The organism is Deinococcus planocerae (assembly GCF_002869765.1).
In the GTDB taxonomy this organism is placed as follows: Bacteria; Deinococcota; Deinococci; order Deinococcales; family Deinococcaceae; genus Deinococcus; species Deinococcus planocerae.
Window position 1 is genome coordinate 1 of record NZ_PNOR01000060.1, and the last position, 14,327, is coordinate 14,327.

Genomic DNA, 14,327 nt, shown 5'->3' on the forward strand with positions numbered 1-14,327 from the left:
GTTGGAACGGCCAGGAACTCATCTGCCAGAATGCGGACGCGCTCCCCCAGAATCTGTGACGTAGACACTCCCAGATTTTCTCGGCTGGGAGCGCTTCCCCGTCGTTATGCAGGTGCAACTCCTGAGCTGATTTCTTGACGTCGATCTGCTGAGGGTAGCTCTCATGTGACAAGCACAGGAGCTGTTCCTGATCTTCCTTCAAGTTCCAGTTGTAGGCAGCTCCTGTTCCGATGGCCTCACGTGGCTTGTCTTCGCCGCCGGAAACGATCAGTCCGAAGACCCTGTTGTGAGGTTGGCCCATGACGGTGAGCCCTCGATCTTCCAGGTAATACCGCTCCTTATTTCCATAAAGCTTGTGTTTCTTGAGGGCCCCGTGCAGGCTATTCGGGCCGTAGTGAGCGTCCGTATAGCCGACCGGGGTGGAGTAGGGCCAGATCACGGATTCCGGCAGCACCGGTTTCTGGGAATCCGGCAGATTCTCCCTTTGCCATTCCACCAGCTCATCCATGTGTCTGCGCAGTTGTTCCATGTCACCGCTAGCGCCCGGAGAGACATAACCGGTCAGCTCGATGTCTATCCGCTCGCCGCTGCGGAGGCGAATTCCTGTGTTCTGCCAGGACATCTGCGGGTAGATAGGCAGGAAGTACACGACCTGACCGGGCAACTTGATCTGTAAGCCAGTGCCGCCACTGTGGAAGGTCAAGGTCCTTCGGAGCAGGGCGACCGACAAGACGGCGACTGTGGCAACGGCGACGAGCAGAAGCGCCAGCAGAACCTGGCGACCGACGAACATGATGTAGAGGAGGTCCCAGAAGCTCTGCGGGTGTTGCCTCAAGTCCGCTGGGAGAGCTGGGTTCGACGCCAGAAGAACGCTGATGGCGACCGACAGGGCACAGGCGCCGCCAACCACGCTGCCCATATTCTCGGGCTTGAACCCGAAGAGGGAGGCGCTGATGATCAGGGAATAGAGGAAAAGACCCCAAATGAGCAGTTGTCTGAAGAACTCCTGACCACAAAGGCCGAGGACGGCAGAGGCCAGGCAGCCCTCACCACCTGGGTTCCTCGAGAGGGCGCCGAGCACCAGGGTGGCCAACACGGCGACCAACAGATGGGTCAAGATGATGTTTCCGGGCGGCCACGGGCGCAGCCGTGAGTTCGTTCTCCTCCGGATCTCTGAGAGTTGCATAACCTGTGCACCTCCTCAATGACTTCGTGGGGATACCGCGGGCGGAACAGGACTCCCCAGAGGTCTCGCCCAGGGACGTTCCCCCGACCTCGGACCTCCCACGACACGGCCAGCCACGAGTCATGGGGCTCCCCGCCGTTCAGCTCCCGCGTCCACGACCTCGCCGGCCTGGAAAGAAACGGCATTTCCCGCCCGCAGGCCGCCGTCAGCCTGGTCTGCGACCCGCACCGCGGTGCGGTTTTTCCACTTGGTGTCCCGGGGTCGGACTGGCCGACCCCCTAGAGGCCCTGGCTCCTCCCCAAGGAGAGGCGCGCCGCCCCCAGCCTGGCCGGGTCGGGAGGCTGGGGCAGGAGCAGGAGACACGGAGCGTCGGCCCGGTGTTCTCTTTCCCCCCAGGGTGTGAAACGTGAGTGCTTCTGCCGAGCGCTCGACGGTTTTGACGCTCAGGGCAGATCGGCAGCCGACTTTCCTTCCCCATGGCGGGACCGGAGGACCAGCGTCATGGTCGGTGCCAGCACCAGATCGTCCGTCACCCCATCACGCCCAGGGCGCGGCACGACGTCGATCCACCAGTCGCTGCGCCGCACTCCGCAGAGGGTCAGGAACTCCCCGATGGTGGGCGACTCTCGCAACGTGACCGTGAATCCTTCCACCCGGCCTTCCGCGTCGATGTATTCCACGCGGTTGGTCATGACAGCCGAGCACAACAACTCTGCCAGGTGCACCTTGCCTGCGGCGACCAGCGCCCACACAGCCGGGTTCACCACGTGGGCTCACCCGTCGCGCGGGGCCGGGGTGGGGACGATGGTTCCCTGCGCGTCTGGGGTGTCCGGCACCGTCTGGGTCGTGATGAACTTGCGCCCCAGGTAGGCACCCTGACCCACACCGAACAGGGCCAGGATCGTCCCGCTGGCGTCCGGCAGGGTGGTATGCGCGGCGAACCGGACCTCGTCGAGCCAGCCCAGCAGCGCCAACGCGTAAGCCAGGACCGCGATGAGGGTGACGACCATCATTTGAAAGTCCGACAGCTCGAATTTTCCCGCGTCGTCGTGGAACAGGTCCGCGACGCCCGCGGACCGCGGGTCCTGCTCGGCCTTGCTGGCGGGATCGCGGTGGGTCTGGGCCTCGGTCAGGGCGCGCGCACCCACGAACACCAGGGCGCTGAGGCCCGTGAGCATCAGCAGATTCTCGGGAATACTCACGCCCGTGGCGTAGGACAGCCCGCCGTACGCTACCCGCAGGATCACGGTGGTGAGAAACGCGGCGATCACCATCAGGAACCACAGCGCGACCTGGGTCTGACTGTTGCTCATCCGCCCGTCCTTGCCGGTACACAGCGTCTTGAAACCGCGCGGAAGCAAGGCGAGCACGGCCACGAGCAGCGCGGCCAGGACCAGCACCAGGGTGGCCCCGCGGGTGAGCAGGGTGGTCGGCGCGCCTGCCGGGCTGATCCGGTGCACCCTCATCCCGGTGGCTGGTGCGGCGGGGAATTCGTACGTGAGCTGCACCCCGTCGCCCGCCTCGAAGACGGGCAGGGGAACGCCCGCGCCCGGTGGATAGACCACCGTATCGAACCGGGTCCGCCCTTGGGGGTCGAGGCAAGCCACCCGCAGGGTGAGGGTGGTCGGCGTCCCGCCCACCGGAAGGCGGTCCCGTACCGTGGCGTCGAGGGTCCCCGCGCCCGCCACAGGGCAGCCCTGTGCGGGGGCTCCAGCCACGACGCTGAGGAGCCGGTCGGGGTTGGAGACGAAGGCGGCGGCCCCGAGCAGCGCCACCGCCGCCACCACCCAGACCCAGCCCACGCGACGCCCCACGATCTGCCGCTCTCCTTGCCCCGAAGCGAGTGTTGGTTGAGCCATCACGGCCTCCTTTTCGCTTCACCCCGGCGTCGGCTCAACTCCACCACTTGTGCCACAGGTGGTTGTCCATGCCGCGCGCGAAGCAGTCGATGCGGTTCGGTCCCCAGGAGACGGCCGCCGGGTTGTCGTCGATGACGCCGCCGAGGTCCTCCCAGCCACGCCACCGCGTCCCGTCCCACCACTTGTGGTGCATGTGATTGTCGCTGCCCTTGACGAAACAGTCGAGCCGGTTGGGGGCCCATGAGGCCACCGCCGGGCCTGCGGTGATGATTCCGCCCAGATCCTCCCAGCCGCTCCAGACCTGAGGGCGGACCACCGCGTCGTAGGCGGCCTTGGCGCGGATGATACCGGCGCCGGAGTGCTGGTCGAAGCCGGGGGCCCCGATGTCCTTGGCGGTGTCGCGCAGGGCCCGTTTGACCTCCTCCTGGGTCAGCGCCGGTTGGGCCTGTTTCAGGAGCGCGACGACCCCCGCCGCGATGGGCGTGGCGGCGGAGGTGCCGCTGTCGCTGGCGAAGTAGCCCCGGAAGTGGGTGACCGAGCAAAAATCCGGCTTGCCCGGGTCGAGCGCGGCGGGGCCCTGGCTGCTGTACCCGACGAACTGCTCGTCGCGGTTGACTGCCCCCACCGTCATCACGCGCGGGTGTCCGTTCGCCCCCCAGATGCTGCGCCCGGGTCCGGTGTCGGGACCGCAGCGGCCATCCGGGCAGGTCCCGCCGCAGTTCCCGGCGGCGAAAAGCACGAGGATGCCCTCGTCGAGCGCCTCCACCACCTTGCGGGTAAAGGGGTGGTTGGGGTCGCGCGCATACACCCGGTCCCAGGTCTCCTGGAAGATGCCCCAACTGTTCGACAGGATCTGGGGCGTACCGTCGGCGCGGTGACGCTCGATGGCCCACTGGAACCCGGCGAGCGCGGCGGAGATCGCGTTGCTGTCCGAGATGCGGATGTCGTAGATCTGCGCCTGGGGCGCCATACCCAGGGCGTCGGTCGAGGTCATGTTGCCGTGGTCGCCCCAGGCGGCGGCGGTGGTGCCCCAGTCGGCGGGGAAGCCGCCGATGACGCGCCCGATGCGGGCCGTCTCACCCGGGCGTGTGGGGCGCCCGAGGGCGGTAATCCCGCCGTCCACGATGCCGATCACGATGCCCTCGCCGCGCACGCCCTTGGCCCAGAGTTGGTCGACCCCGAGGTAACGCGCCACGTCGGCCATCGTCCCCTTGGCGGTGCCGGGGGCGCAGTCGCACGTCCCGATGGGACAGGGCGCCGTTCCGGCGAGCGGTTGCACGAGCCCCTGGGGCGCCAGGTCCACCAGCAGGCCGCTGAAGGGGGCGATGGGGCCGTCGGTAAAGACCATCACCACGCCGGGCTGCCGCTCCAGTTCGGCCCGGCGTCCCCTCTGAACGTGGCCGCGCACGATCACGGTCTGTTCCCCCGCGGCGGCGAGGCGGGCGGCGTCCGCGGCGGGCGGCGTGCTGGGAATGGGAGGAAAGTCCGTGTCCACCTGAAAGCCGGGGAGCGCGAAGCCCGAGACCAGTTGGGCCGCACCGACGCCCTGGAGGGTTTGCGGCACGACCATCTCGACCAGCACGCGTTCGAGCTCCTCCGGCTCCCCAGGCGTGGCTGGACGGTCACGCCCGGCTGCGTTCATCTCGCCCCGGGGCATCTCCTCCAGAAGAGGGGGGTCCTGGCCGTCCGGTTCGCCTTCCGGCGGCGCGGAGGTCATGGCTCCCGTCGGCATCGCGGCACCCTGACCGCCTGGCATGTCCCCGCCGGTCATCTTTCCGGTCGGCATCTCCATGCGCTCACCCTCGTTTGTCGACATCGCCTCACCGCCTCCTTTCGCCCGGCCCCCGCCAGCCTCTTCCAACCGGGCCGCGACGTTCTCACCGGGTCGGTCTTTTGAACTTTCCTTGGTCCGTTTGGGCTTGGCACGGCCCACGCGCTTCTGGTCGGCGTGATCCGGCGCTCCCCGCTCGTTCCCGGCTGTGCTTGACTCGCTCAAGGGATTCCTCCTTGGGGAGCACGGTCCACCTCGGCAGCGTCCTCGGACGCCTGGCCGCCCAGAACGCCCGAGCAGCCAGATCAGCATGAGCGTCCTCGCGCCGCATCGGCCAATACCTTTTTTGAAGGCCAGGCTTCCTCTTCGGTATCTGGTGCGGGAGGGCCGGGCGCGACCCCTTCCACCCTGGCACGACTCCGGGCAGGTTTGTAGAATGAAAGAGAACCACTCTCGCCTGCGACGCCGGTCTGGGAGGGAGGAACGATGCGGGACGTCGACCTGCGCAAATTGCACTGTTTTGTCGTCGTGGCGGAGGAAGGTCATCTCACCCGGGCCGCAGAGCGGCTTCACCTCGCCCAGCCCCCCCTCAGCCGCCTGATCAAAGGCCTCGAGGGCGATCTCGGCGTGGAACTCTTCGTGCGTTGCCCCCACGGGCTCACCCTCACGCCTGCCGGGGAGGCCCTCCTCGACGTGGCGCGGCACACCCTCGACCTGTGGCGCTCGGGCCTGCGTGACGTGCGGCGCGTGGCCGCCGAGGAGACACGTGTCCTGCGCCTCGCGCTCCCCTTCGTGGAAGTCGGCGGCCACCCCACCCTGTGGGCCATGCTGCGGGCCTATCACGCGCGGCGGCCAGACAGCCGGCTCGAACTCGTCGCCCTGGGGGGCAGCGCGCAGGACGCGGCCCTGACGGGCCACCACGTCGATGTCGGCATTCAGGTGTTGCCCGCGCCGGTGGACACGCCGCCCAGCGGCCTCGAGCAACTCGTGTTGCCGCCCGAGCGCCTGCGGGTGATGCTCGCCGCGCACGACCCGCGGGCCGGGTGGTCGGCCCTGCCTATCGGCAGCCTCGCCGACGACGCCCTGCTCTCGCCCAGCCCCGAGTTGGCCCCGGGCGCCATCGAGCAGACGTACGCGAACCTGCGGCGCCTGGGGCTCGCCTCCGGGCCGGCCCGGCACACGAGTAGCATGCCCGAGGGCTTCGCGCTGGTGGCCCTCGGGGAATACGTGAGTCTGCTCTACGCCTCGCTCGGGGCCGTGCTGCCCAGCTTTCCGGTGGTGCTGCTGCCCCTGGTGGAGCACCTGACCGACGATCACTTCGTGCTGCGCTGGCGGCGCGGCACACCCGCCGCGCAGGTGCACGCCCTGTTGACCTGCGCTCGGCAGGTGCTGGGGACCCTCCCCGGCTGAGGCCCCGCCATACCCGAACTGGCGCGCAACGACCACAAAAAGTATTGGCCGGAACGGCGGTGGCCGCTCACGCTGAGGAAGGCTGCGGACCCAGTGCCGCGCAGACGTGCGGGTCGTGAGCGCGTGGCCTGGCTTGCCCCGTGTCCGGTTCGCCCAGCGGTCCGGCGCCGACAGCCCGCCGTGGAAGGCGCTCTCCAGGACCGCGGCGCGCAGGAGGAATCAGACAGATGATGGGACGGCAATCACCTTCACGGTGGACCCCGGTGAGGTGCGGCCTCTTCCGGCAGGTGCTGGGCCGACCACCTGCTTGCTCTTTCGGGGCGCGGCAGTCAAGGGGTCCGCCGCCGGTGGGCCTCGCCTGCGGTGGGCCTGGCCGCCAGAGCGCCGCCGCCGGATGGAGCAGCGGGGCCTGAAGCCCTGCGGTCCCAGTTTGCGCGGGGTCTCGCTGCCAGCCGGGACGGGGACGGGGCCGCCCCGCGCGCCGACAAGCACCTTGGCCCCGTGTGGTGGGTCCACCGGGAGGGAGGAGACTCAAGATGCCCAAGACTGTTCCCGCCGGCGTCGCCGAGGTGCCTGGGGTGGGCCTGATCCACCTGAACGCCGCACCTGATCCCTTTGACGGGCGCGACCTGGAGTACCGGCCCAGGTTGGAACCCTTGCCCCCGGCCCTCGACCAGAGAGACGGTCCCGGCGAGCGGCATGTGCTGCGCCAGCAGGGCAACTCCTGCACGGGTCACGCGGTCGCAGCGGTGATCAACACCGTTCTCGCCCGCTCCGGACAGGCCCGGCCCCCCAGGGTCAGCCCCTACATGCTCTACCGCCTCGCGCGCCGCTACGACGAATTTCCCGGTGAGGAGGACGCCGGTTCCTCCCTGCGGGGGGCTTTCAAGGGCTGGTTCCATCACGGCGTGGCGCCCGAGTCGCGGTGGCCTGAGCTGAGGATGCGGTGCGAACCCGAGCTGGAGGAAGAAGGCTTTGCGCGCGAGTGCCGGGGCTGCCCCCTGGGAGCGTTTTACCGCGTCAACCCGTATCGCCTCGACGACATGCAGTCGGCCATTTCCGAACTGAACGCCATCGCCGTGTCGGGGGCGGTGCATCAGGGCTGGCTTGAGCCCCGGGTGCTGCACCAGGGGGGGCGGACCCTGCACGTGATCGCGCGTCCCACGGACGCCCGCGCCCTGGGGGGGCACGCGTTCGCGCTGGTCGGGTACAACGAGGTGGGGTTTCTGGTGCAGAACTCCTGGGGGTCCGGGTGGGGTGGGGGCGGCTTCGCGACCCTCCCCTACGACGACTGGCTGCGCTCGGCTTACGACGCCTGGGTGGCCCGTCCGGGCGTGCCCAGCACCCCGTTCACGGCTGGCCTGACCCACGGGGCGCTGGGGACCGCCAGAAGGCTCGTGACTGCCCCTGGGCCGAACCTCCAGCGCCTGGCGGCGCATGTGGTGAACCTGGGCAACGGGGGGCGGCTCTCGACGAGCGGCCACTTCGTCAGCTCGCCGGCCCAGGTGGACGCCATCTTCCGGCAGATGCAACAACGTCACGACCTCTGGCGGCGGGAGGGGACCGCGGCCCGCCGGCACGTCCTGCTGTACGCCCACGGCGGCCTGGTCAGTGAGGCGGACGGCCTCAAGATCGCGCACAAGCACCTGAACTGGTGGCTGAACAACCGCGTCTACCCGGTGTCGCTGGCCTGGCAAAGCGGCCCCGCAGAGACGCTCGTCGATCACCTCGTGGACACGGCGCGGGGACGCCTTCCCGCCGGGGGCCTGGGCTTCGACCTCGTTGAGCAGTTCGACCGCCTGGTGGAGGGCCTCTCCCGCAAGACCCTGCGCTGGATGTGGGACGAGATGAAAGAAAACGCGCGGGCGGCCTCCATCCCCATCGAGGACCCACGGCGGCTCCAGTGGCCGCCCGCGGATTCTGACGCACGTGACGGGATGGCGATCATGCCGGGCGCGTCGCTGGTGGTCGACCGCCTGCGGCGTTACGTCGAGCGGCACGGGGCCGAAGAGGTCGCGGTGCATCTCGTCGGGCACAGCGCGGGCGCCGTCTTCCACGCGGCGCTGCTCGAGCGCCTTAGGGAGGCCGGGCTCACGGTGGAGTCGGTGGCCCTGCTTGCCCCGGCCCTGCGGGTCGACGAGTTCCGGGAGCAGGTGCTGCCTCACCTGGGCAAAACGGTCAGGCACTTTGCCGTCTTTGCGCTCAGCGACGAGCGCGAGCTCGACGACGTGTGTGGGGCCGGGGGGGTCTCCGTTTACCACAAGTCCCTGCTGTACCTCGTCGCGCGCGCCCTGGAGCGCGGCGATTCAGGAGAGGTGCCGCTGCTTGGCCTGGCCCGCCACGCGGACGCCGCCTTCGGACCGGACGGCCAGACGCTGCGCGAGGAGATCGAGGCCAGGGGCGGCGCCTACATCACCGCCCGCAGCGACGCGCCGGATGACGCCTGCTCCGACGCCACTGCCCACGGGGGCTTCGATGACGACGCCCCCACGATGACCTCGGTCCTGTTGCGTGTGGTGGGCAAGCGGGAAGCGAGCGACGTCTTCGGATATCAGGCCGACACGGCCCTCCTCGACCAGGAAACCGCTGAAGTCCGGCTGGCCGACCGTGCCCTCCGGGGCGCCCGGAACCTTCACCAGGTGGCTCCGCCCATGCCAACGGCCAGCGGCGTGAAGCCTCCGGGCGAGACGCCGCTTCAACAGACCGCGCGCGCGTGGCCTCCCTCCGGGGGCTCAGGTGTCGCGTCTTTTCCCGGGGAGGACGCTTCCCCCAGCGGCATTGCGGTCCTGGATGTGCTCGAGCAGGCAGGCTGGGCCCTTCAACCCCCAGGGGGTGAGCAAGAGCACTTCGGTCAACCGCGGCTGCGAAGTGAAGGGTGGCCCGCGCGGTGATCATCTGCCCGACCGCCACGGCGCGGGTGAGGCCCCTGACCCTGCCGTGAAGCGAACGCCCGCAACGCCGGCTGGGGCGACGCCTCCCCAGCTCACCGCACCGCGTGGATCTGCCGGCCTCTCTCCCGCCGCTCTCCAGGGACGTGCACCTGGGGAAGCGGGGCTCCCCGGTGAGCTTCCACGCCCTCATGGGGCTATGCACGGGGCACCACCGGTGTGGGACGGCAGCGCGAGACGCCCACCCCGCGGTCGGTGCCGGACACGCCTCCCGCTCGTCCGGTGCCCATACCCGGAACGGTGACGCTCATCCAGAAAAAGTATTGGCGAAAAGAGGCACAGGCGTTCACGCTGGGGCGGCGGCGTAGAGAGGAAGCGACCTCATCCCTGGATTTTCCTTGCGCAGCCATCCTAGGTGGCCTGCACCTGGAGACGCCGCAGCAGGCAGAAACGGAGGTGAATGGCCCGGAGAATGTGTTCCTGAGAGGTCGGACTGGGCACTCACGCCTGAGCCCAGACCACGAGCAGCCGCTTTGAAACACGGCCTTCTCCAGGGCGAACGGGTGCACACCTGCTGCTTCGAGAAAGCCGCCGTCTTCCGCACGTCCGAAGGAGGACCCCTCATGGCAACCCTGACCAGGCCGGATGAACCCGAGACCACCCCTGCTCAGAATGGTCACACTCCGATCTCGAACCAAACGGAAGAGGAGGGCGTCGTTCCACGCAAATCCGTGATGCAGCCGCCCTCACCGGGTGAGGCGGGAGGCGCCCTGGACGAGGCCGGGAGCGATGACCTGGAAGCGGTCGAAGGCTACCGCCCGGGCGAAGCCCTGACCGCGGCTTCCGTCCATGTGCCCGACCTCGACAACCTGCGCGACATAGGCGAAGCCTCCTTTGGGGTGGCGCCTCCCCTGAGCGAGACCGTCCACGGCCCGGACGACCGACGGCAAATCACCACCACCTCCGTCTACCCGTGGCGCGCGTTCGCCTCGCTGCTCATCACGGCGGCGGACGGCTCACGGTGGATCGGCACCGGGTGGTTCATCGGGCCGCACACGTTGATGACCGCAGGCCACGTCGTGTACATCAAGAACAGCGGCGTTCCTGGGCGCGACGGTTGGGTGAGGAGCATTCAGGTGATGCCAGGACGCAACGGGAACTCGCTTCCGTACGGCTCGGTCACGAGTACCAACTTCCGCACCGTCTCCGGCTGGACGAACGGGGGAGACGAGAATTACGACTACGGCGCCATCATCACGCCTACCGACCTGGGCAACACGGTCGGCTGGTTGGGCTTCGGCGCGTATTCCGATGCCGATCTGCGCGCCTCTGTGGGCAACGTCTCCGGCTACCCGGGGGACAAGGCCGCCGGAACGCAGTGGTACGACGCGCGCAAAATCGCCTCCGTGAACAGCCGAAAGGTGTACTACGATATCGACACGGCGGGTGGGCAGAGCGGCAGTGCCGTGTACCGAATCGTGAACGGTCAGCGTTACGCGTTCGCTATCCATGCTTACGGCGGCGCGACGACGAACTCTGGCACGCGAATCACCTCTCCAGTGTTCAACAACATGCGTACGTGGAAGGCGTGAGCGGCAACCTGTTCTCGGCACAGGGGCCGGTGATCTGGTCATGCTGGCTGCCGCCGTCCTCCTGCATGGGAAGGACCAGGAAAACGTGACGGTCCCCAGCGTCATCTCGGGACGTGTCCACGACGCCCAGCGCCAGCCTGTGGCTGGGGCCAGGGTCTACGTGATCGACAGTCCGGTGCCCGTTTCCGACGTGGCCGTGTTGACGGATGAGGACGGCTCCTTCTCATTGACAGTCCCAGCCGCTGGGACTTACCGCGTGGGGTTCATGGCCGAAGGGTTGGGCACGGGCGAGGCGTCGGTCAAGGCCACAGGCGGTCGGTTGGTGCCGCTGAACATCGAGTTGAAGCCTCAACCATGAGGGGTCCACGGGAACCGAGCCTGCGAGATGTTGTGGTCCGGTCAGGGCGTCTTCGTGACTGCTTATTTTCGTCAGGTTCTGTCCTGCGGCTGCGCGGCCCAACCCGGGAGCCACCTCGACCTGACCCGGGAAGCGACCGACCCGGACCTGTCCGCCGAGCGTACACGCCGCCGCGTTGGTGACCCTTGGAGGCCAGCGTGCGAGGCTGGGCGGTCACACTCGGGGGCGACGGGCAGGGTGAATCACCCTTGGCCTCCCGTCTCAACATGACGAGCTGGCGGACCCGTCTTCTGTCATGCGGGGGGCCGGGGCACGCGGTGGATAAGCGCGCCCCGGCCCGTCCAGTGGCCGCCCGACTCCCGGCTTCCCGGCGGCTGAACCCATGCCTGAGTCCCTGCGCTCGGCGGTCTCGGACTGTGGTGCCTCAGCCTGCGCCGGAACGGGGCGTGGGTCAACAGTCAACCGACCGGGAGCCAACCTCGAGGTCTGCCCCCATCCGCCGGGCCGGGTGGCCGGAGACCCTCTCATGCTCACGCGCGCTCCCCGAACCTCACCAGTCGCGCATGACCTTGCCCGCCCGCCCCCCGGCGACGCGAACGTAGGCGCGGGTGGTGTTGATGTCCGCGTGCCCGAGCACCTCCGCCACCGCCGCGAAGTCTCCCAGCGCCTCGTACAGCCGCGTTCCGGTGTGCTTGCGAAAGGCGTGACACCCCCGCCAGTCCGTCACAGGCTGGCCCCGCCCGTCAAACTCTCCCGGGCGGTCGAAGAGGGGCCTCAGCAGCCTCGTCGCCGCCGCCCGCGTCCGGAAGGGCAGCACCATCCCCGCCGCGTGGGAGCGGCGCCGGGGCAACCCCCGCTCCGTGCGCAGGGCCGACACCAGGCGGTCGGAGAGCATGACCTCCCGGCTCCGGCGCCCCTTGCCGCGGCGCACCGTCAGGGAAGGATCGTCCTCGTCGAGGTGCACATCGTCCCAGGCGAGGTCCAGCGCCTCCTGAATGCGCAGGCCGGTGTGGGAGAGCAGCAGCAGCAACGTCCGCGCCCGCAGCAGGGTGACGCGCTCCGGGCCCCGGGCCGCGAGCAGGCGTTCCTCGACCCCGCCCATCACCCGGCGCAGCACCGCCGCCGAGTACGGGGGATTTTTCGTGAGGGGATGCTCGTGATCTTTCGGCACCCGCACCCCCACGAACGGCTGGGCCTCCGTGGCACCTGCCCAGCGCAAGGCCCGGTACAGCGCGCTGGCGGCGGCGACCTTGCCGCGCACGGTGGCGACCTTGCGGCCCTGGGCGAGCAGCGCGAGGACATAGGCCTGGGCGTCGTCCTGACTCAGCCGCAGCAGGTTGAGCGCGTTCGCCTCGGCATGCTCGGCGAACTGCCGCACCCCCGTGCGGTAGGCGCTGAAGGTGTGAGGGCTGGCGAGCAGGCCGCTGGCCCCGTACAGGCCCAGGTGCGCCTCCGTCAGGCTCCACAGCACCCCGGCGTCCTTCACGGCACAGGCCTGGACGGCGCGGCGGCGGCGCTCGTCCGGGTGCAGGGCCAGCCACTCGCGGGTCCGCCCGCCCAGGTCCGAGCGGGACACGTCCAGCGTCATGCCGACTCTCCCGCCGACCAACCACCCAGGAGTAAGCCTCTCGCTTGGTCGCACATCGCCAGAAGTTTACACAACGCGACTTATGTTTACTTCTGTCGCACCCGCCTGCCGCCGCTCGTCCCGGAGGAACTCCCCCAGGGCCCGCTCGTCCAGGGGGCGGGCGTAGAGGTAGCCCTGGGCGAGCGGGCAGCCCAGCGTGAGGAGCAGCTCGCGTTGCTCGGGGGTCTCCAGGCCCTCGGCGACGACCGTGAGGCCGAGGGCGCCCGCCAGGTGCAGGATGGAGGCGACGATGGCCTGCCGCCGGGGGTCGCGCTCGGCGCCCATGACGAAGGAGCGGTCGAGCTTGAGCTTGTCGAGCGGCAGTTCCCGCACGAGCTCGAGGCTGGAGTACCCGGTGCCGAAGTCGTCGAGGGCCACTGAGACGCCCAGGGCGCGGAGTTCGGTGAGCTGCGCGGTGGCGGCACAGAGGTTGGCCATGACGGCGGTCTCGGTGACCTCGAGTTCGAGCAGCGACGGGGCGAGCCCGGTGTCGCGGAGGATGGCCGCCACGTCCCGCGCGAAGTGGGCGCCCCGCAGTTGCACGGCGCTGACGTTCACCGCGACCCTGAGGGGCCGGCCCCCCCGCTGCCAGCGGGCCGCGAGCGTGCAGGCCTCGCGCAGTACCCACGCCCCGATCTCATGGATCAGCCCACGCTCCTCGGCGATGGGGATGAACTGGGCGGGCGACACGGCCCCGTGCACCGGGCTCTGCCAGCGCAGCAAGGCCTCGCAGCCCACGACCGCGCCCGACCCCAGCTCGACGACCGGCTGGTAGGCCAACCACAGCTCGCCCCGCCCGAGGACGCCACGCAGGCTGCGCTCGAGTTCGCTGCGGCGCTGCGCGTCCTGTGAGAGCCCGGCGTGATACCGCTGCACGCCGCCCCCGGTGGCCTTGGCCCGGTACATGGCGAGGTCGGCGTACCTCAGCAGGGCCGATTCGTCCGTGTCGTCCTGCGGCCAGCAGCTCACGCCCGCGCTGGCCCGCACCCACAGGGTGACGGTGCCCGTCGGCAGGGGCGCGGCCAGGGTGTCCAGCAGGGCGCGGGTCCGGGCGCTGGCGTCCTCGGCGCCCACCCCCGGAAGCAGCACCGCGAACTCGTCGCCGCCCAGCCGCGCGAGCAGGGCCCCCGCGGGCAGCGCCCCGGTCAGCCGCGCGGCGGCGAGACGCAGCACCTCGTCGCCGACCTCGTGACCCAGGGTGTCGTTGATCCCCTTGAAGTCGTCGAGGTCGATCAATGCCACCGCGAAGGGCTCGCCGCGCCCCCGGAGGTCGCCCAGGGTCCGCCCGAAGGCCAGCCGGTTGGGCAGGCCGGTCAGCTCGTCATGGGCGGCCTGCTGGGCGAGCCGTTCCTGGCTGCGCTCGGTCTGGTCGAGCAGGGCGTTGAGCGCCTGGCCCAGGTTGCCCAGCTCGTCGCCGCCCGACGTGGGGAAGCGGGTGCTCAGGTGGCCCCGGCGCAGCAGGGTTTCGACCTGCTGGCGGTAGCGGCCCAGGCGCCGCAGGAAGAGCCCCTCGACGAGGAGCATGGGCAGCAGCGTGAACAGCAAGACGGCGGCCAGGACCGCCAGCAGCAGCGCGCGGGCCGTCCGCACGCCGTTGGCGTGGTCCTCGCGGGGGGCCCCGACGACGAGCGCCAGG

Annotated in this window: 10 protein-coding genes; 4 read left to right on the forward strand and 6 right to left on the reverse strand. The window is 69.6% G+C overall.

Translation table 11 applies throughout. From position 1 onward, the window contains the following. The 4 genes from A7B18_RS20065 to A7B18_RS20080 all read right to left on the reverse strand — a co-directional run. The coding region (locus tag A7B18_RS20065; protein ID WP_146009619.1) for a hypothetical protein at positions 1-1,186 on the reverse strand (1,186 nt) is incomplete at its 3' end. Between the two features lie 443 nt (positions 1,187-1,629). Then, on the reverse strand, positions 1,630-1,953 hold the full coding sequence (locus A7B18_RS20070) for a hypothetical protein (protein WP_146009620.1): 324 nt from the start codon (positions 1,951-1,953) through the stop codon (positions 1,630-1,632). Between the two features lie 6 nt (positions 1,954-1,959). Beyond that, positions 1,960-3,045, reverse strand: coding sequence for a hypothetical protein (locus A7B18_RS20075; RefSeq protein ID WP_146009621.1), 1,086 nt, complete (start codon positions 3,043-3,045; stop codon positions 1,960-1,962). A 34-nt stretch (positions 3,046-3,079) separates the two neighbouring features. Continuing rightward, on the reverse strand, positions 3,080-4,861 hold the full coding sequence (locus A7B18_RS20080) for a S8 family serine peptidase (RefSeq protein WP_219722163.1): 1,782 nt from the start codon (positions 4,859-4,861) through the stop codon (positions 3,080-3,082). A 441-nt stretch (positions 4,862-5,302) separates the two neighbouring features. Here A7B18_RS20080 and A7B18_RS20085 point away from each other — a divergent pair, with 441 nt between their 5' ends. The 4 genes from A7B18_RS20085 to A7B18_RS20100 all read left to right on the forward strand — a co-directional run bounded on the left by A7B18_RS20085 (position 5,303) and on the right by A7B18_RS20100 (position 11,064). Then, positions 5,303-6,226 carry a LysR family transcriptional regulator gene (locus A7B18_RS20085; protein WP_102128457.1) on the forward strand — a complete coding sequence of 308 codons (924 nt, stop codon included), beginning with the start codon at positions 5,303-5,305 and terminating at the stop codon, positions 6,224-6,226. Positions 6,227-6,762: 536 nt separating this feature from the next. Beyond that, entirely contained in the window at positions 6,763-9,117 is a 2,355-nt protein-coding gene (locus A7B18_RS20090) for a hypothetical protein (protein WP_102128458.1), read from the forward strand. A gap of 728 nt (positions 9,118-9,845) precedes the next feature. Further along, complete coding sequence (locus A7B18_RS20095) at positions 9,846-10,706, forward strand: trypsin-like serine peptidase (RefSeq protein ID WP_219722164.1); 861 nt, start codon at positions 9,846-9,848, stop codon at positions 10,704-10,706. 40 nt (positions 10,707-10,746) lie between these two features. Continuing rightward, positions 10,747-11,064 carry a carboxypeptidase-like regulatory domain-containing protein gene (locus A7B18_RS20100; protein ID WP_180970272.1) on the forward strand — a complete coding sequence of 106 codons (318 nt, stop codon included), beginning with the start codon at positions 10,747-10,749 and terminating at the stop codon, positions 11,062-11,064. 550 nt (positions 11,065-11,614) lie between these two features. On the opposite strand, the gene A7B18_RS20105 is transcribed toward A7B18_RS20100, so the two are convergent. Together A7B18_RS20105 and A7B18_RS20110 are read right to left on the reverse strand one after the other, a co-directional pair. Then, positions 11,615-12,652, reverse strand: a complete 1,038-nt coding sequence (locus A7B18_RS20105; protein ID WP_102128460.1) for a tyrosine-type recombinase/integrase — start codon at positions 12,650-12,652, stop codon at positions 11,615-11,617. A gap of 66 nt (positions 12,653-12,718) precedes the next feature. Further along, the coding region (locus A7B18_RS20110) for a putative bifunctional diguanylate cyclase/phosphodiesterase (protein ID WP_146009622.1) at positions 12,719-14,327 on the reverse strand (1,609 nt) is incomplete at its 5' end.